At 65.2% G+C, this 18,203-nt stretch carries 20 protein-coding genes and 2 tRNA genes; 11 read left to right on the top strand and 11 right to left on the bottom strand.

Annotated features, from left to right (window positions below; translation table 11 throughout):
- Positions 1-40: 40 nt before the first annotated feature.
- Together J5J86_RS12025 and J5J86_RS12030 are read right to left on the bottom strand one after the other, a co-directional pair.
- Entirely contained in the window at positions 41-832 is a 792-nt protein-coding gene (locus tag J5J86_RS12025) for an outer membrane protein (RefSeq protein WP_209098204.1), read from the bottom strand.
- A gap of 207 nt (positions 833-1,039) precedes the next feature.
- Entirely contained in the window at positions 1,040-1,750 is a 711-nt protein-coding gene (locus J5J86_RS12030; RefSeq protein ID WP_209098206.1) for a type 1 glutamine amidotransferase, read from the bottom strand.
- A gap of 301 nt (positions 1,751-2,051) precedes the next feature.
- On the opposite strand from J5J86_RS12030, the gene rpsD reads away from it, so the two are divergent.
- Positions 2,052-2,669: a 30S ribosomal protein S4 gene (gene rpsD / locus J5J86_RS12035; RefSeq protein ID WP_209098214.1), complete on the top strand. Its 618-nt coding sequence runs from the start codon at positions 2,052-2,054 to the stop codon at positions 2,667-2,669.
- A gap of 336 nt (positions 2,670-3,005) precedes the next feature.
- Here the strand turns inward: rpsD and J5J86_RS12040 are convergent, their stop codons facing one another.
- The 3 genes from J5J86_RS12040 to J5J86_RS12050 all read right to left on the bottom strand — a co-directional run bounded on the left by J5J86_RS12040 (position 3,006) and on the right by J5J86_RS12050 (position 4,691).
- Positions 3,006-3,710 carry an MgtC/SapB family protein gene (locus J5J86_RS12040; protein ID WP_209098216.1) on the bottom strand — a complete coding sequence of 235 codons (705 nt, stop codon included), beginning with the start codon at positions 3,708-3,710 and terminating at the stop codon, positions 3,006-3,008.
- 103 nt (positions 3,711-3,813) lie between these two features.
- Entirely contained in the window at positions 3,814-4,269 is a 456-nt protein-coding gene (locus J5J86_RS24605; protein ID WP_209098218.1) for an SH3 domain-containing protein, read from the bottom strand.
- A gap of 98 nt (positions 4,270-4,367) precedes the next feature.
- A complete protein-coding gene (locus tag J5J86_RS12050) occupies positions 4,368-4,691 on the bottom strand; it encodes a DUF1476 domain-containing protein (RefSeq protein ID WP_209098220.1) in 324 nt (107 codons plus the stop codon).
- Between the two features lie 392 nt (positions 4,692-5,083).
- On the opposite strand from J5J86_RS12050, the gene purC reads away from it, so the two are divergent.
- The 8 genes from purC (at position 5,084) to grxD (ending at position 10,886) form a co-directional block, all read left to right on the top strand.
- Positions 5,084-5,878: a phosphoribosylaminoimidazolesuccinocarboxamide synthase gene (gene purC / locus J5J86_RS12055; protein WP_209098222.1), complete on the top strand. Its 795-nt coding sequence runs from the start codon at positions 5,084-5,086 to the stop codon at positions 5,876-5,878.
- 128 nt (positions 5,879-6,006) lie between these two features.
- Positions 6,007-6,249 carry a phosphoribosylformylglycinamidine synthase subunit PurS gene (gene purS, locus J5J86_RS12060; RefSeq protein ID WP_209098224.1) on the top strand — a complete coding sequence of 81 codons (243 nt, stop codon included), beginning with the start codon at positions 6,007-6,009 and terminating at the stop codon, positions 6,247-6,249.
- 93 nt (positions 6,250-6,342) lie between these two features.
- Positions 6,343-7,041: a phosphoribosylformylglycinamidine synthase subunit PurQ gene (purQ, locus tag J5J86_RS12065; RefSeq protein ID WP_209098226.1), complete on the top strand. Its 699-nt coding sequence runs from the start codon at positions 6,343-6,345 to the stop codon at positions 7,039-7,041.
- 152 nt (positions 7,042-7,193) lie between these two features.
- Positions 7,194-9,401, top strand: a complete 2,208-nt coding sequence (gene purL, locus J5J86_RS12070; protein WP_247658505.1) for a phosphoribosylformylglycinamidine synthase subunit PurL — start codon at positions 7,194-7,196, stop codon at positions 9,399-9,401.
- Positions 9,402-9,431: 30 nt separating this feature from the next.
- A complete protein-coding gene (locus tag J5J86_RS12075) occupies positions 9,432-9,665 on the top strand; it encodes a BolA family protein (protein WP_209098230.1) in 234 nt (77 codons plus the stop codon).
- 96 nt (positions 9,666-9,761) lie between these two features.
- Positions 9,762-10,058, top strand: a complete 297-nt coding sequence (locus J5J86_RS12080) for a hypothetical protein (RefSeq protein ID WP_209098232.1) — start codon at positions 9,762-9,764, stop codon at positions 10,056-10,058.
- 30 nt (positions 10,059-10,088) lie between these two features.
- On the top strand, positions 10,089-10,433 hold the full coding sequence (locus tag J5J86_RS12085; protein ID WP_247658508.1) for a phosphatase PAP2 family protein: 345 nt from the start codon (positions 10,089-10,091) through the stop codon (positions 10,431-10,433).
- A 114-nt stretch (positions 10,434-10,547) separates the two neighbouring features.
- Complete coding sequence (grxD, locus tag J5J86_RS12090) at positions 10,548-10,886, top strand: Grx4 family monothiol glutaredoxin (protein ID WP_209098234.1); 339 nt, start codon at positions 10,548-10,550, stop codon at positions 10,884-10,886.
- Positions 10,887-10,963: 77 nt separating this feature from the next.
- On the opposite strand, the gene purB is transcribed toward grxD, so the two are convergent.
- The 6 genes from purB to J5J86_RS12120 all read right to left on the bottom strand — a co-directional run bounded on the left by purB (position 10,964) and on the right by J5J86_RS12120 (position 16,470).
- On the bottom strand, positions 10,964-12,271 hold the full coding sequence (gene purB, locus J5J86_RS12095) for an adenylosuccinate lyase (protein ID WP_209098236.1): 1,308 nt from the start codon (positions 12,269-12,271) through the stop codon (positions 10,964-10,966).
- A gap of 118 nt (positions 12,272-12,389) precedes the next feature.
- A complete protein-coding gene (locus J5J86_RS12100; RefSeq protein WP_209098238.1) occupies positions 12,390-13,361 on the bottom strand; it encodes a Na+-dependent transporter in 972 nt (323 codons plus the stop codon).
- A 295-nt stretch (positions 13,362-13,656) separates the two neighbouring features.
- On the bottom strand, positions 13,657-13,902 hold the full coding sequence (locus J5J86_RS12105; protein ID WP_209098240.1) for a hypothetical protein: 246 nt from the start codon (positions 13,900-13,902) through the stop codon (positions 13,657-13,659).
- A 274-nt stretch (positions 13,903-14,176) separates the two neighbouring features.
- Positions 14,177-14,251: transfer RNA gene (locus J5J86_RS12110), tRNA-Asn, on the bottom strand.
- Between the two features lie 134 nt (positions 14,252-14,385).
- Positions 14,386-16,218, bottom strand: coding sequence for an ABC transporter ATP-binding protein (locus J5J86_RS12115; protein ID WP_209098242.1), 1,833 nt, complete (start codon positions 16,216-16,218; stop codon positions 14,386-14,388).
- Positions 16,219-16,396: 178 nt separating this feature from the next.
- Positions 16,397-16,470 (bottom strand) — tRNA-Cys (locus tag J5J86_RS12120).
- A 251-nt stretch (positions 16,471-16,721) separates the two neighbouring features.
- Here J5J86_RS12120 and J5J86_RS12125 point away from each other — a divergent pair.
- On the top strand, positions 16,722-17,285 hold the full coding sequence (locus J5J86_RS12125) for a hypothetical protein (protein ID WP_209098244.1): 564 nt from the start codon (positions 16,722-16,724) through the stop codon (positions 17,283-17,285).
- A gap of 126 nt (positions 17,286-17,411) precedes the next feature.
- Entirely contained in the window at positions 17,412-18,083 is a 672-nt protein-coding gene (locus J5J86_RS12130; protein WP_209098246.1) for a protein-L-isoaspartate O-methyltransferase family protein, read from the top strand.
- Positions 18,084-18,203 lie beyond the last annotated feature (120 nt).

Below are 18,203 nucleotides of genomic sequence, written 5' to 3' on the forward strand. Positions count from 1 at the left end.
TCCGTGCGGGCCGGCGCTGCCGGATGGAAGGGGAGCGGCCTCAGAACTTGTAGGTGAGACCGCCGCGCGCCACGCCGAGATTGTACTCTGCCGTGCCGGTCATGACGAAGGTCGGCGAGACGAAAGGCGCCGTCGGAACGAAGCGCAGGGCAAAGCTGTCGCTCTGGAACGAAACATAAAGATATTCGGCACGCACCGACCAATGGCTGTCGAGGCGATATTCGCCGCCGCCACCCACGGTCCAGCCCCAATTAACCCCTTGATCACGGCCGAGCCAATTGTAGCCGTTCCCGCCGGCATAATAGCCTGCCCCAGTGTTGCCGTAGGCGAGGCCGCCGGTCGCATAGATCAGCGCCTTGTCGAAAGCCCAGCCAAGGCGGCCGCGCACGGTGCCGAACCAGTTGCCGGCAGTGCCGTAGACCCGCGTCAGCGTGACGGTGGGATCGGCCAGCGAGGGCTGCACGGACAAGCCCATGGTCTTGCGATCGGCATAGTTGATGTCGGCTTCAAGGCCAACGACCACGGTGTTGAACTGCCAGTTGTATCCGCCATAGATGCCGCCGGTGAACACAGTCCCGGCGCCACCGAGCGGCACCTCGTATTGCAGCTTGCGCAGCGCAGACTGATACACCAGGAAGTCCCCGCCCAACAGCGGCTGCACGCTCGAGCCGTCAAACGCCGCGCCGGCGGCCACGCCCGCATAGAAGCCTTGCCAGTTGCTCGCCACGATCGGCGCGGACTTCGGAGGAGGTGCCTTCGCGGCAAGGTCCGCCGCAAAAGATGATGTTCCCGCCCCGAACAAGGCGAGTGCCATAACGCTTAAACGCTTCATCCGGCCCCCCGGCAGACACCCAAGCCCCAGTTGGATCATCACGCAGAGGGCGCCGTGACCGTCAAGCCACTTTCAACAGAGTCGCGCGGAAACCCGCCGCAAATCTATCTGAGAGGTATTATATGGCATTGCATTCGCGGCGAGACCAGTCACTCTTTGGCCCGGCGGCTCAGCTGCACAATGGAATCACGCATTAATGCGAAAGGTCTATTTGAGGACCGTCTTAAAGTTGCAATAGAGACGCCCCGCGTTGGACTGAAACTGCTCCATATGTTCTGCGGCAGCGGCCTCTAGACGCTCCTGGCCGCCGGGACCCGTAATGGACTCGAGCGCGCACCGATATTCGGGAATGATCCCCCAGTCGCTCACCGTCGTGTCGATCAATTCCACATGGTACTGGATGCCGAACGCACGCGGCCCGATCTGCATGGCCTGAATGGGGCAATGCGCACTGCTGGCGAGGATCTTCGCCCCGGCCGGCGCTCGGAACACCGCCGCACCATGCCATTGAAGCGCGGGGAAGCTGTTCGGATAGCCCGCGAAGAGGGCACAGGCGGCGCCTTCGTCGGTGAGGCTGACGTTGCAGACCCCCACTTCCGGCTCCGCCATCTTGCCGACCTCGCCGCCCATCGCATCGGCGAGAAGCTGGTGGCCAAGGCAGATGCCGAGGAAAGGACGGCCCGCCGTGACCCAGTCTCGGATGACCTGCTTTTCGGTGGCGAGCCAGGGGTGGAGGTCTTCCTCCCACACATCCATGGGGCCGCCCAGCACCAGAAGGGCATCATAGCCGGAGACGTCCGGGATGGCTTCACCCTCGTCCAACTCCACCGCGTCCCAGGTGAAGCCGTCCGCGCGCATGAAGTCACGCAGGCTTCCGGGATGTTCTGATGCGGCATGCTGGAGCACGAGGAATTTCATGAAGGTCTCCATCCTGGGAAGCGAGGGACTACCATTGAGCATATCTTGAAGAAATAAATTTAACTGTCATTCAAAAAATGCGAACCGCACCCGCAGGACTGGCCCGCCGCATTGACAAGCCGCGCGCTCCCGCTTAGAAGCCGGCTCCTCGCTGGCCGATCTGATCGACCGGCGAGGTAGACGTTTGGACTTTGCACCCGTGGACCTTCCAGCAGCTCGCCGGGAGGACCTGTCGGCGGCCGGATGGCCGCAGAGGAGGGGCGCGATCCAATCCTTAAGAACGCAAAAGGATCCGCGTTACATGAGCAAGCGCATTGCGGCGAAGCACAAGCTTGACCGCCGTATGGGTGAGAACATTTGGGGTCGCCCGAAGAGCCCCGTCAATCGCCGCGAGTACGGCCCCGGCCAGCATGGCCAGCGCCGCAAGGGCAAGCTTTCCGACTTCGGCGTTCAGCTGCGCGCCAAGCAGAAGCTCAAGGGCTATTACGGCTCCATCGGCGAGAAGCAGTTCCATGCCATCTATGTGGAAGCTGGTCGCATGAAGGGCGACACCGGCGCCAACCTGATCGGCCTGCTCGAGCGTCGCCTCGACGCGGTGGTCTATCGCGCCAAGTTCGTCCCGACCGTGTTTGCCGCCCGCCAGTTCGTGAGCCACGGCCACGTGAAGGTGAACGGCCGCCGCGTGAACATCCCCTCCTACCAGGTGAAGGTCGGGGACGTGATCGAGGTGAAGGACGCCTCGAAGCAGCTCGCCATCGTGCTCGAGGCGCAGCAGCTCGCCGAGCGTGACATTCCCGATTATCTGGAACTGGACGCCAACAAGCTCGCCGTGACCTTCGTGCGCGTGCCCGAGCTCAACGAGGTGCCCTATCCGGTTCAGATGGAACCGAACCTCGTGGTCGAGTTCTACTCGCGTTGATGTTGTCCGGCTCTGCCGGCTGATCGAAAAAGCCCGCCGGTTCGGCGGGCTTTTTTGTTGGCCTGCGGGGATGTCGGCGCGGGTGCAAGCGTGCCCGGATATCCCTCTCTCCGGGGGCTTCCGCTCGCGTATTTCAGCGTTTCGTGGAAACGCCGCAGCGTTCTGTCTGCGGGGTCTAACGCATTTCCTTCATGCGAGGCGGGTCCCACCGCTCGGAAGCGCGCTAGAGCCTGATCCGATCAGGTTGAACCAACCTGATCGGTGAAGCAGTCTCCAATTTATAGATAGAGGACGTTTTGCCGATCTGACTGCGATGCAGTCAGATCGGAACGTGCTCTAATGATGGCCGATTTCCCACTCAATCCGTTCCACGCCGACGGTTTCTGCGAACAGGTGGATGAAGTCCGGCGCGATCAGCGGCGTCTGGCGGGGGCACCACAATTCCAGGCGGTATTCCCGCATGCCGGTGTTCGGCTCAATGGAGGCGGAAATTCGCCGCAGCTGGACGCCGGCTTCCTCCAGTGCCCCCCTGAGCCAGGCTTCGCCGGGTGCCTGCGGTGACAAGCGCAGCAACAGCCGACCTTCCTTTTGGTGGCGCATGCGGCCTTCAAAGAGCTTCATGCCCCAGAGCGTCGCCAGCGCAAGCGCCAGGGCCGCACCGCCCAGCAAGAACTGACCTGCGCCGAAGCACAGGCCCATCACGGTGACGTACCAGAGCGTTGCGGCTGTGGTCACCCCGAGCACGAGGCCGTCCGAGCGGCGGATGATGGCCCCGGCGCCGATGAAGCCCATGCCGGTCAGGATGCCGAGCGGCAGGCGCATCACATCCAACTGAATGTAAGACGTCGGCGCCTTGCCCGCGGTGGGTACGAGGAGGGCGGCGCTCAGCATGGCGATGCAGGCGGCGAGGGCCACCAGGATGTTGGTGCGCAAGCCTGCTGCCCGCTCCCGCGACTCCCGGTCGAGGCCCACCAGGGCGCCGGCGACAAAAGTGCAGCCGAGCCGCAGGGCGATGTCGGTCCAGTCAGCGGCAATGAGCATGCTGCACCCCTTGAGGCGATCCTTCGCCCAATCATGATGTTAGATCATGAACTTGTGGGGATCATCTCATCCTTTGCGCAAGGTTGCGTCTCCCACAGGAAGCCTACCACGACCAGACGCCCACGCCGAAATAGGGGCCCGGCGCCGGGGGTGGACCGTAAAAGCGGGGCGGCGGGGGGTAGAATTGGACCGGCGGCGGCGGTGCATAGACCAGGGGTGCGACGGGCGGAGCAACCACAATGGGCGCCGCCACGGGCGGCGCGGGGATCGCCTGCACGACGACCGGCGGGCCGGCCAGATAAGGCGGTGGGCCATCAAAGCCCAGATAGGATGCGGACACATAGGCCGGTCGGCCCCAGCCAATGGCGCACCAAGCGGGGGTGCAGCTGAGCACTTCCACTGCTACCCCGCGCGGCAAGGTGCCGATGACCCCGTAATTGGTGCCTGGCCCGGAGCGGACATTCACCCCGCTCAGGGCCACGGCAGGGGCGGCGAGTGCGCCGCCCGCGGACAGAATCAGGATCGCGCCTGCGGCAAGGGTACGGTGAAGATTCGCCATCGGTCTCAAGCTCCGGAACGGGGTCAGCAAGGCCCGATCAAGCCTGCCCGGGGCTTGCACCATGCGCCCGCAGGATCCGGAGGTGGCGAATCGCCCCTTCAGCCTTCCGCGCGGATCGCCTGGATGGCTTGGGCCAGGAACTCGTCCATGTTGCGGCGGATCTGGTGGTCGGACACCTCGACGCCCTTGGCGTCGAAGTCGCCGCGCAGCTTGCGGAACACGTCCTCGTCGCCTTGCTCGGCAAGATCGGCCACCACCACTTCCTTGGCATAGGCCTGGGCGTCGTCCTCGGTCAGGCCCAGCTTCTCGGCGGCCCAAAGGCCCAGCATCTTGTTGCGGCGAGCGAGCGCCCTGAAGCGGATCGCCTCGTCGAGGGCGTAGGCCGCTTCAAACCCTTCTTCCCGCTTGTCGAACGTGGTCATGGCTGCCCTCATCGTGACGTGTCGTTATGGTGGCGTGTCGCGCCGGATCTCGCGGCGCGACGGGCGCGACACGGGTCGTGCCCTTGAATATAGGCGCGCTTCCCCTAGATCAACGGAGAGCGTGCTGCCGCATTCTGACGCCGCTCCCCCCGTTGGGGTGCCGTTGGCGCCAACCGGCGAGATTACTCGCTGCCCTGCCGCGCCGGACGGAGCCCTTTGGGGGAAGAACCTGCGTGGCACGAGCATGGCGGCCCTGCTCCAGGTTCAACAGAGTGCGCGTTGTAACCGGAACGCCGATGGGCTAGTGTCCCAACGGGTGTTCCGTGCGCTGCAAAACAGGCATGGCAACGCCCCGCCGAGGAGCGTCACCCGAACGGAGCCTTGGCAAACCCATGGATTTCCTCAATCGACGGTACACACCCATGAGCCGCCGCCGCCGAATCTACGAAGGCAAGGCGAAGGTCCTCTATGAAGGCCCCGAGCCGGGAACCCTCATCCAGCATTTCAAGGATGATGCGACCGCCTTCAACAACAAGAAGCACGATGTCATCGACGGCAAGGGCGTGCTCAACAACCGCATCTCGGAATATATCTTCTCGCGGCTGAACGACATTGGGGTGCCCACGCACTTCATTCGCCGCCTGAATATGCGGGAGCAACTGATCCGCGAGGTGGAGATCATCCCCCTCGAGATCGTCGTGCGCAACGTGGCGGCGGGATCGCTGTCCACCCGCCTCGGGATCGAGGAGGGCACCGCGCTCCCCCGCTCCATCATCGAGTTCTATTACAAGAACGACGCGCTCAACGATCCCTTGGTGTCGGAAGAGCACATCACCGCGTTCGGCTGGGCCACCACTCAGGAAATCGACGACATCATCGCGCTCGCGATCCGCGTCAACGACTTCCTGTCCGGCCTGTTCCTGGGCGTTGGCATCCGTCTCGTCGACTTCAAGATGGAATGCGGCCGCCTTTGGGAAAACGACATGATGCGGATCGTCGTTGCCGACGAGATCAGCCCGGATTCCTGCCGGCTGTGGGACATCAAGTCGTCGGACAAGCTCGACAAGGACCGGTTCCGCCGGGACATGGGCGGGCTGGTGGAGGCCTATTCGGAAGTGGCCCGTCGTCTCGGCATCCTGTCCGAGAATGAGCCCAACCAGGGCAAGGGTCCCATCCTTGTGAAGTGATGGATGGCGTCGCCGCCGTGCGGGCGGCGACCCGATGCGGAATGGCTCGGATGGACCTGGAGATATCCGGGTCCATCCGATTTCGCTTGTGAGCGGCAGCGCTCAAGACTTGCAAAGAGTGGTTCTTCATGAAGGCGCGCGTCATCGTCACGCTCAAGTCCGCGGTTCTCGATCCCCAGGGCAAGGCCATTGAGGGCGCGCTGCGCTCCCTCGGCGTCGCCGGGGTGCAGAGCGTCCGTCAGGGCAAGGTTTTCGACGTGGAGCTGGCTGGCAACAACAAGGCGGAAGCCGAAGGCGTGCTCAAGGAAGCCTGCGACAAGCTTCTCGCCAACACGGTGATCGAGACCTATCGGGTCGAGTTCGCCGAGTAATCCCGCTTCAGCGGGAATGTCCCCCAAGGCGTGCGCCGGACGGTGGACATTCTCCTTGTGGCAACAGGCCCTGACCCTTACGCATCGACACCCATGAGATCAGCCGTCATCCTCTTTCCCGGCACCAATCGTGAGCGCGACGTGGCGCGGGCCTTGAAGCTCGTGTCCGCCTCCCGCGTCGACGTGGTGTGGCACGCCGAGCATGAACTGCCCGAAGGCACCGACCTGGTGGTCCTGCCGGGCGGCTTCTCCTATGGCGACTATCTGCGCTGCGGGGCCATCGCGGCCCGTGCCAACATCATGAACGCCGTGCGCGCCCACGCCGCGCGGGGTGGGCTGGTGCTGGGCATCTGCAACGGCTTCCAGATCCTGTGCGAGGCAGGCATCCTGCCGGGCGTGCTGGTGCGCAACGCGAAGCTGCGCTTCGTGTGCCGCGAGGTGCTGCTGCGCGTGGAGCGCGCCGACACCGCCTTCACCCGCGCCTACCGCAAGGGCGAGTTGATCCGCGTGCCGGTCGCCCATGGCGAGGGCAATTACACCGCCGACGAGGAAACCATTCGCGAGCTGGAACATGAAGGCCGCGTCGCCTTCCGCTATGCCCGCCATGATGGTCGGATCGACGAGCAGGACGGCCCCAACGGTGCCATCAACGGCATTGCCGGCATCTATTCCGAGAAGCACAACGTGCTTGGCATGATGCCGCATCCGGAAAACTATATCGAGGAACAGATCGGGCCGACCGACGGCGCCGGCCTGTTCGAGAGCATCGCGGCCTCGCTCAAGGCCGCCTGAGGGGGCGGCCGCAGGTGCGCGGCCGATCTCCTTGAAAGCGGGCGACAGAGGGCGGACATGGCATGCCGGAAGGGCCTGGCGGCCCCGGCGCCGGCTCGTCCCAAAGGTGCAGGCGGGCGCGCGCCATCGGATTGGAACGGACCAAAGTGAACCTGATCCCGAACACACCGAAGATCACGCCGGAGCTGGTGGCCGAGCATGGCCTCAAGCCGGACGAATATCAGCGCTTCGTGGAGCTGATCGGACGCGAGCCGAGCATCACCGAGCTCGGCATCGTCTCGGCCATGTGGAACGAGCACTGCTCCTACAAGTCCTCGAAGGTCTGGCTGCGCACGCTGCCCACCAAGGGGCCGCGTGTCATCCAGGGTCCTGGCGAGAATGCCGGCGTGGTGGATATCGGCGATGGCCAGGCTGTGGTCTTCAAGATGGAGAGCCACAACCATCCCTCCTTCATCGAGCCCTATCAGGGCGCGGGCACTGGCGTCGGTGGCATCCTGCGCGACGTGTTCACCATGGGCGCCCGCCCCATCGCGGCACTCAATGCCCTGCGCTTCGGCGATTGCCATCATCCCCGCACCCGGCACCTGATCGCCGGCGTGGTGGCGGGCATCGGCGGCTATGGCAATTCCTTCGGCGTGCCCACCGTGGGCGGCGCGGTGGGCTTCTCCGACCGCTATAACGGCAATATCCTCGTCAATGCCATGGCGGTGGGCCTCGCCAAGACGGACGAGATCTTCTACGCGGCGGCGAGCGGCGTCGGCCGCGCCATCGTGTATCTCGGCTCCAAGACCGGCCGTGATGGCATCCATGGCGCCACCATGGCCTCGGCCGAGTTCGGCGCCGATGCCGAGGAGAAGCGCCCGACCGTGCAGGTGGGCGATCCCTTCGCCGAGAAGCTCCTACTGGAAGCCTGCCTTGAAATCATGAAGGCCGGCTGCGTGGTGGCGATCCAGGACATGGGCGCGGCGGGCCTGACCTGCTCTGCCGTGGAAATGGGCGCCAAGGGCGACCTCGGCGTGGAGCTGAACCTCGACGCGGTTCCCTGCCGCGAAGAGGGCATGACCGCCTATGAGATGATGCTCTCCGAGAGCCAGGAGCGCATGCTCATGGTTCTGGCACCCGGCCGCGAGGCCGAGGCCGAGGCCATCTTCCGCAAATGGGGCCTGGACTTCGCCATTATCGGCCACACCACCGATACCCTGCGCTTCGTGGTGAAGCACAAGGGCATTGTGGAAGCCGACCTGCCCATCAAGGAGCTGGGCGACGAAGCGCCGGAATATTACCGGCCCCATGCGGAGCCCACCCCGCGCCCGGTCATCAAGCCGGACCAGGTGCCGGACTCGGTGCCGCTGGCGGATGCCATCGAGCAGCTCATCGGCTCGCCGGACCTGTGCTCCAAGCGCTGGATCTGGGAGCAGTATGACCACCTCATCCTCGGCAATACCGTGGAAAAGCCCGGCGGCGACGCGGCTGTCGTGCGGGTGGAGGACGGCCCCAAGGGCCTGGCGCTCACCACCGACGTGACGCCCCGCTATTGCGAGGCCGATCCCTTCGAGGGCGGCAAGCAGGCGGTGGCCGAGGCGTGGCGCAACCTCACCGCCGTCGGCGCGGATCCCATCGCTGTGACCGACAACCTGAATTTCGGCAATCCCGAGAAGCCCGACATCATGGGCCAGTTCGTGGGTTGCGTGAAAGGCATCGGGGCGGCCTGCGAGGCGCTCGACTTCCCGGTCGTGTCCGGCAATGTGAGCCTCTACAACGAGACCAACGGCCGCGCCATCCTGCCGACCCCCACCATTGGTGGCGTGGGCCTCATTCCCGACCTCGCCAAGACCATGACGCTGGCCTTCAAGAATGCCGGCGAGGCCATTTATGTGGTGGGTAAGACCGAGGGCTGGCTGGGCGCCTCCCTCTTTCTTGACATCCTCCATGGCCGCGAGGACGGCGCGCCGCCCCCGGTGGACCTGGTGGCCGAGAAGCGCAATGGCGACTTCGTCCGCCAGGCCATCCGCGATGAGATGGTCACCGCCGTGCATGACGTTTCGGATGGCGGCCTGCTGGTGGCGATCGCGGAGATGGCCATGGCGGGAGAAATGGGAGCCCATCTCGACAAGCCGGCCAACATTCCCGCCCATGCCTTCTGGTTCGGCGAGGATCAGGCCCGCTACGTGATCGTGGCCGCCGCCGGCGAGGGCCCCGACCTTGTGCGCCGCGCGGAAGCCGCGGGCGTGCCGCTGCTGAAGATCGGCAAGACCGGCGGGGATCGCTTGATCCTGCCGGGCGAGCGCCAGATATTCGTGGAGACGCTGCGGGATCGTCACGAGACCTGGCTGCCCATCTATATGGGCGCCAGCGCCTGAGCGACCCCGCCCAACCGACAGGATCGCACCATGCCCATGGCTCCCGCCGACATCGAGCAACTCATCAAGTCCGCCTTGCCGGATGCCCAGGTCACCATTGAGGATCTGGCTGGAGACGGCGACCACTATGCCGCGACCATTGTGTCCGAAGCCTTCCGGGGCAAGAGCCGGGTCCAGCAGCACCAGCTGGTCTATGCCGCGCTCCAGGGCAATATGGGCGGTGTGCTCCACGCGCTGGCGCTGAAGACCTCTGCGCCGGCCTGAGGGCCTCACCCGGTCTGAGATTGCAAGGAGCCTCGCGCGAGCGGGGCTCCTTCTTTTTTGCCTGTGCTCATGCTACCGCCCGCATGAATCGGGGGCGTGGACTTGATGCAGCGGGACAAGTCTGGGGATCTGCTTGTGCGCCCGGCCGCCTGGATGGTGGCGGGGCTGGCGTGCGCGGGGCTTGTTGTGCTCGGCGTGGCGGTCTTGGATCGGCCTCTCAGCCGCTTCGCCCACGACGGCATCGGCCGCCACGCCGTGATCCACGCCTTCCAGACCTATCCTGAGAGCTTGACGCGTCTCGCCGCGGTGCTGATCGCGATCCTGGGTCTCGTCCGGCTGTTTCGAGGGCGCTGGGGCCGGCTTTCGCTCACGGCTTTCACGGCGAGCCTGTAGCTGATCAGCGCATCCGCCATCGCCAACCAGCTGAAAACCGCCTTTAGCCGCACCTGGACCGAGACCTTCGTCAACAACAACCCGTCCTTCATCCAGGACGGAGTCTATGGCTTCTTCTGGTTCCAAGGCGGGGCCGGATGGGCGTCCTTCCCCTCGGGCCACACGGTGGCTGCCATGTCCTTCCTTATGGTTCCCGCCATCGCCTATCGCCGCTGGCGGCCCGTGTGCGGCCTCCTGGTGCTGCTGGAGGCGCTGGCCCTGTGGGCGCAGAATTACCATTTCTTCAGCGACATCGTCGCCGGCGCCTTCCTCGGCGGGGCCGTAGCCCTGGCGGCGGCGCGGCTCGCGGGGCTGGATGACCGGGAGAAGGCTTGATTTTGCCACGCGGGAGGGGAGTAATAATTCTTCTAACCCGTCTTGCACGCGGACGGGTGGAGACCGATCTTTCACATTTGATGGCACTGCCACTCTGACATTTGGATTGAAGTCATGAGCATTCGCGAATTCATCGACCGCGAGGTCAAGGGCAACGACGTGGTGGTGTTCATGAAGGGCACCCCGCAATTTCCCATGTGCGGCTTTTCCGGCCAGGTGGTGCAGATTCTGAACCACGTCGGTGTACCGTTCAAAGGCTTTAACGTCCTCGACTCGGACGAACTGCGCCAGGGCATCAAGGACTATACCAACTGGCCCACCATCCCCCAGATCTTCGTGAAGGGCGAGTTCGTGGGCGGCTGCGACATCCTGCGCGAGATGTTCCAGAGCGGCGAGCTGATCCCCATGTTCGAGGAGAAGGGCGTCGCCGTGCAGGATCGCGCCATCGGCTGATCCGCGCCAGGCACTCCTGAAACGCGAACGGGGCGCCCGCTGGGGCGCCCCGTTTTGTTTTGGCGACGTGTGGGGCCTCAGGCGTGGCCAAACACCCGCTTGAAGATCGTGTCGGCGTGCTTCAGGTGATAGCCGAGGTCGAACTTCTCGTTGATGTCCTCCTCGGTGAGGAAGCGGCGCACGTCGGCGTCGTTCAGCAGGAAGGTGCGGAAGTCGCCCTCGCCGCGCCACACCCGCATGGCGTTGCGCTGCACGAGGCGATAGCTGTCCTCACGGCTGGCACCCTTCTGGGTGAGCGCCAGGAGGACGCGCTGGGAGTGGATGAGGCCCCCGAGCTTATCCATGTTCTTCTGCATGTTGTCGGTGTGGACCACCAGCTTGTCCACGACGCCCGCCAGGCGCACGAGGGCGAAGTCCAGCGTCACGGTCGCGTCGGGGCCGATCATGCGCTCCACGGACGAGTGGGAGATGTCCCGCTCGTGCCAGAGCGCCACATTCTCCAGCGCCGGGGTCACATAGGCGCGCACCATGCGGGCAAGGCCGGTGAGGTTTTCGGTGAGCACCGGATTGCGTTTGTGCGGCATGGCCGAGGACCCCTTCTGGCCCTCGGAGAAATATTCTTCCGCTTCCAGCACCTCGGTGCGCTGGAGATGGCGGATCTCAGTGGCCAGGCGCTCCACGGAGGAGGCCACCACGCCCAGCACCGCGAAGAACATGGCGTGCCGGTCGCGCGGGATCACCTGGGTGGAGACGGTTTCGACGGTGAGGCCCATCTTGGCCGCCACGTGGGCTTCGATGCGCGGGTCCACATGGGCGAAGGTGCCCACGGCGCCGGAAATGGCGCAGGTGGCCACTTCCGCCTTGGCGGCCACCAGGCGGGCGCGGGCGCGCTGGAATTCCGCGTGGGCGATAGCCAGCTTGATGCCGAAGGTGGTGGGCTCGGCATGGATGCCGTGGGAGCGCCCCACGGTTGGGGTGAGCTTGTGCTCGAAGGCGCGGCGCTCCAGCGCGGCCAGCACCTTGTCCACGTCGGCGATCAGCAGATCCGAAGCGCGGGCGAGCTGTACCGCAAGGCAGGTGTCCAGCACGTCGGAGGAGGTCATGCCCTGGTGCACGAAGCGCGCCTCGGGGCCGACAATCTCGGACAGGTGGGTCAGGAAGGCGATGACGTCGTGCTTCACCTCGCGCTCGATCTCATCGATGCGTGCCACGTCGAACTGGGCGTCCTTGCCCATTTCCCAGACGCGAGCGGCCGCTTCCTTAGGGACAATGCCCAGCTCCGCCATGGCATCGGCCGCATGGGCCTCGATCTCGAACCAGATGCGGAAGCGGCTCTCGGGAGACCAGATGTCGGCCATTTCGGCGCGGCTGTAGCGGGGGATCATCGCTGTTGTCGTCCAGGGTTCTTGCGGTTTGCTTGTCTGCGCAGCGCTCTAGCAGATGACGGGCCGCAAAGACAGCGCGCCCCGGCATCGGTCCCACACGCGGGACGCATGCGCCCGCTCAGGGCCCTGGGGCGGGAGGCGCGAGGCGGCGTGCCAGGGGGCGCAGCAAGAAGGGCAGGAGATAGATGGGGAATTGGGCGACGGCGATATAGAGCCAGGTGCTGTCCGGCAGGAGCGCGCCAGTGGCCGCGATCATCAGGGAGATGTTCCGGTGGCCGGCCGCAAAGCCCAGCATGAGGTTCTGCCCCCGACCGGCCCAGCGGAAGAGCACCAGCGTGCTCAGCATCGCCCCTGCCGAGATGAGGAAGGTCAGCCCCGCCATCCCCAGCACCAGCCAGGGATCGGCCATGAAGCGGGCGGTGACGCCGTCCATAAGCCCCAGAGCCAGGATCAGCAGCAGAATGACGTTCACCCCGTCCAGCGTGTCGCGCATGCGTGCGATCCTGGGCGGCCCAAGCCACCAGCGCAGGCCGAAGCCCACCACGCCGGTGCCCACGAGCACCACCGCCAGCCGGACGGCAAGCGCCATCCCATCGAGCGCCAGCGCCCCGTCCGTGAAAGCGCCCACCACCACGGGGGCGGTGAGGGGCGTCACCAGCATGGACAGGACCATGACGGAGAGGCTGACCGTGGCGTCGATGCCCAGAAGGGCAGCGAAGGCCGGCGTCGACATGATGGGTGGCGCGGCCGCCTGCATCACGAGGGCCAGCATGAGCCCGTTATCCTGCGGCGGGTAGAGGCGGCTCACCAGGACACCGAACGCGGCCGGCAGGATGCCCATGATCCAGATGAGCGCTGCGACGAGGACAGAGGTGCGATGGCGCGCCCGCATGCCGGTGGCATCCGTGCGCAGGAACGAGAGCGACAGCAGCGCGAAGATGCAGGCCAGGAGGAAGGGCTTCGCCAGCGCCGCCAACCCCGGCAGGGCGAGGCCTACGAAAACGCTGGCCGCCACCGCGCGCGTGCCCTGTCGTCCGATGAGAGCCAGCGGGCGGGATAGGAGGGAAAGCGCAGGGGGAGGGGCGGACATGACGCGAAAGGCCTTGGCAACCGGTGCGCGGGACAGGCGCCCAGACAGGCGCCGGCCGGAGCTGCGCCGGAGGTGAATGTCGCTCCCGCGCGGGGCGCGTTTGTTCAGGTGGGACAGAGGGGACGACGCGGACGGCCGAACCGGTGGAGAAAGATGCAGATCATTTTCACCTGCGGCCCGCCGTCGCGCAACGTCTGCGCTCGCGCATCCCGCTCCCCAGCCATGCGCAGGCTGACTCTCCCCCGCAGCCTGTACCGCGCCTCATCGGCGCCTTCCACGGGCAGGTGAGTACGGCTCAGGAATCCATGCAGCGCTTGGCGATCTTCTTGAGGCGCTTTGCTGCCCGTTCCAGGTCTTCCGGGGCGTGGGTGATCGCGGCGTGCATGACGGCCTCGGTGGCGCGCTCAATCCGGGCGGTGGACTTCACGCGTCCGGCGGCCGCGCACAGGAAGTGGACGGCGTCATCGAGGGTCACCACCGTGGCGCCCCGATCTTCCAGGGGAATCGGGCGCGGAAGGGGAAGGTCCATTTGCAGTGCCATGGCATCGCCTCGCCGCAGGAGAAAAGGTCTCCCGTCTCATCGCGTGGCGTCCCGGTATGTTCCCTTAAGTGAGGCGCCAATTTTGCGTTGGACGTGACGGACGGTCAGTCCAACCGCCAGAGACCCATAATCGCCCCGTTTCCTTGCCGAAACCTTGCGCGTCCGGAAAATGGCGGGAGGGGGGCTGAAACGAAATATCCTCCAGGCGCAGGGCGCACTGGAGGATATTCGGGAGAGGCAGAAAGGCGTCGGTGGACGACCTTTCTCCTCGTGTTGGCTCCCCGGGCCGGATTCGAACCAGCGACCAACCGGTTAACAGCCGGTTGCTCTACCGCTGAGCTACCGGGGATCAGGCGCTCCGTCAGCGAGGCGCGCCATATAGCAACCGCCTGGGTCCTTGTGAAGTGTCTAAGCGGTCGAAAAAGGCGAAGCCTGTGGGTAACGTAGCGCCAGAGATGTTAAAGTCCTAGGAGTCCCAATGACTTAGGCGGAAAGAAGGGCGGGTTGGCCATTCTCGTCCGAACCGGAGCCATTCGCCTCATGAGCGAACTGCATCTGGTAGAAGGTGTAGTAGCGGCCGCGGCGGGCGATCAGTTCGTCGTGGCGTCCGCTTTCCACCACGCGGCCGCTTTCCACCACGCAGATCTTGTCGGCGCGCACCACGGTCTGGAGGCGGTGGGCGATGACGATGGTCGTGCGGGCGCTCTGGAGCGTCAGCAGGGCTTTCTGCACCTCATACTCCGACTCGCTGTCGAGCGCCGCCGTGGCCTCGTCCAGGAGCAGGATGGGAGCATTCTTCAGGAAGGCGCGGCTGATGGCGATGCGCTGGCGCTGACCGCCAGACAGTTGCGCGCCATGCTCGCCCACTTGCGTGTCGTAGCCGCTTTCGAAGCCCATGATAAAGTCATGAGCGTGCGCGGCCTTGGCGGCGGCCACGATCTCCTCCTCGGTGGCGCCGGGGCGTCCGAACGCGATGTTCTCGCGCACCGTGCCGGAGAACAGGTAGACGTCCTGGCTCACCAGCGCCGAAGCGGCACGCACAGACGAGCGGGTGTAGTCGGTCACGTCATGGCCGTCGATTCGCACCGCGCCTGACGTTGCCGTGTAGAAGCGCTCGATAAGGGCGATGACGGTGGACTTGCCGCCGCCGGACGCGCCCACGAGGGCGGTGGTCTGGCCGGGCTCGGCGACGAGATCCATGCCGCGCAGCACGGGCTCACCCTTGCGGTACTCGAAATGCACGTCGTCGAACGTGATGCGGCCGGGGCCCGCCGGAAGGGCCGGCTTGTCGGCGGGCTCGTTCTCGGGAGAATCGCCGTCCAGGAGCTCGAACAGCATGTTGGCGCCGACCATCATGCCTGCCAGGTCCACATGGAAGCGCGACAGGCGCTTGGCAGGCTCATAGGCCAGTAGCAGCGCTGTGAGCACGGAGAAGAACTCGCCCGGCGTCTTGCCCAGCACCACCACGTTGTAGCCGGCATAGAGAATGACGCCGGCAATGGCGAAGCCGCCCAGCGTCTCCATCAGCGGGCTCGACTTGGCCTGGGTCTTTGCCAGGTTGTTGGAGGCGCGCTCCACGTCGTCGATGAAGGTGTGCACGCGCCCGCGCATGATGGGCTCGAGCGTGTAAGCCTTCACCGTCTTCACGCCCTGGATGAACTCGATATTGATCGAGTTGAGCTTCACGGCGCTGGTGAATTCGCGCTTGAAGATCTGCTTGGCCTTGCGAATCAGCTTGCGCGTTCCGAGCACCGCCGCCGGCATCACGATCAGGGCGATCAGCGCCAGGAAAGGATCCTGCACGATCGCCACCGTAGCCAGCGCAATGAGCGACAGGAAGTCGCGTCCGATGGAGGTGATGACCAGGTTCAGCGCGTCACGGGCCGAGGCGGCGCCCATGGTGAAACGCATGGTGATGTCGGCGGTGTGATGCTGTGAATAATAGCTCACTTCCTTGCCGAGGAGGCGATCGAAGATTCGCTTCTGGTTGTCGGCGACGATGCGGTTGCCGACGCGCGCCATGGCGACGTTCTGGGCATAGGCGGAGATGCCCTTCGTCATGGACAGGAACATCATCATGAGGGCGACGGCCCAGATCGCCTGCGCCGTGGGGTTCACGAAGATCGAATCAACGGCGCCCTTCATGAGATAGGCCATGCCGCCGGTGGCGGCGGCCATCAGGCCCATGAAGCTGAAGGCGACGGCATATCCCTTCCAGTGCTTCGTCCCGTCCGACAGGAACAGGCGATAGACGACGCGCATGCTTTCGTCTTTGAGGACGCGCGCGCGCAGGCGCTCCAGAAGGGAAGAAGTCATCGGTTTCTCCGGGCACGCCCCAGGCTGTGCCTCACAATCATCCGCCCGTCCGGCGGCCCTTCGCAACAGGTACTGGCGCGGGCCGGAATCGTCGCTCTATGCGCTCGGGGGCGGCGAGAGATGCGTCGCGGCACTCAGTTCACCAGATCGCGAGTGGCCGCAGGATTTGGCGGCCGTATGGAGGCCACGCCCGGAATCGAACCGGGGTGCACGGATTTGCAGTCCGCTGCGTAACCACTCCGCCACGTGGCCCCATTAGCGCGCTGCTTAAAGCACTGGAGGGGCGGGGGCAAGGGGCCAGCTTCGCCGGCCACAAGTTTGGATGGGCCGGCTGGAATGGCCGCCATGGACCAGATGGCAGCGCTGGAGCGCGGCCTCGGTGGCGAATTTTGCCTGCGAGGCCGCGGGATCCGGGGATTTTGATCTGCCGCCTTGCGACCGTCATCAAGCGGAGGCTACGCAGGGGCACCGCCCGATGGGCGGCAATTGAGGAGAGACAGCCCATGAAACTGCGAAACCTCTTCCTGGCCGGTGCTCTCATGCTCGCGCCGACCTTGGCTTATGCCGCCGATCCGATTCTGGCGGTGGGCTTCGTGGTCAAGAGCGTCATCGAGGCCAAGGTCACCGCGGTGGACGCCAAGTCCCGGACCATCACGCTGGTGGGGCCGAAGGGCAATGCGCTGGTCCTGAAGCCCGGCCCCGAAATGCAGAACTTCGACCAGGTGAAGGTGGGTGATCCGGTTGCGGCCGCCGTGGAAGTTGCGACCGAGATCACCGTCCTCCCGCCGAGCGACGGCGTCCCCGCCCCGACGGACATTCGCACGCTCGACACCGCTGCGAAGGGCGCAAAGCCCGGCTTCATCGTGACCGACCGTCGCGAGTTCGCCGCCACCATCACCGCCATCGCGGCCGACACCCGGACCGTCACGCTGACCGGCCCGGCCGGCAACTCGCTCGACGTGAAGGTTCCTGAGGAGCAGGACGGCTTCAAGAAGCTCAGCGTGGGAGACCATGTGCTGTTTCGTCAGCTGATGGTCGCCGGCGTGGGCGATATCGGCAAGAAGTGAGTGTCAGGCCGGCGCGGCATGCCGAAAGGGCAGGGCGCGCCGGCCCCGTCTCGCGCTTGCAAAACACGATGCGGTGTGGCTCATCAGGACGATGTATGCCGTCAGGGTGACGGTCGGAGGGCTGAGATGATCGATTTTGCCGAACTGCGTCGGGGAATGGTCGACGGACAGGTCCGCACCAACGACGTGACGGACCTTCGGATCGTCGAGGCGATGATGACGATTCCCCGGGAGCGATTCGTCCCGGGACACCTGAAGTCCCTGGCCTATATCGATGACGACCTGCAGGTGCGCAGCGGCAAGGATGGCACGCCGCCGCGCTTTCTGGTCGAGCCCATGGTGCTCGCCAAGCTGGTCCAATTGGCCGATGTGCAGCCCGACGAGCTGGTGCTCGATGTGGGATGCACCACCGGCTATTCCTCCGCTGTGCTTGCCAGCCTGAGCGGGCAGGTGGTCGCGCTTGATGACGATGCCGATTTCGTGGCCGCCGCCAATGCCACCCTCACCGACCTCGGCCTTGCCAATGTGGCCGCGGTGATGGGGCCGATGAATGCCGGCTGGGCCGCAGAAGCTCCTTACGATCTCATTTTCCTGAACGGCTCCATGGAGGTTGTTCCCCCCGCACTGGTGGCGCAGCTCAAGGACGGCGGCCGCCTCGTGGGTGTTGTGGGTCATGGCGGCGCCGGCCGCGCGGCTGTGTTCACCAAGGTGGGCGAGAGCCTTAGCGAGCGCGTGGTGTTCAACGCCGCCATCCCGCTCCTGCCGGGTTTTGCCGCTCCCGCGCGCTTCACGTTTTAAGTCGCCCCCCCGTCCACCTGTGGCGCATCTGCCGCGCTTGGTGGAAAAGCGCATTCGGATCGAACCGGTCGGTTTCCTCAGCAGAGGCACCTGTCTATGTTCGTTCGGTGCGCTTCCCTC

It is taken from the genome of Aquabacter sp. L1I39, assembly GCF_017742835.1.
GTDB lineage: Bacteria > Pseudomonadota > Alphaproteobacteria > Rhizobiales > Xanthobacteraceae > L1I39.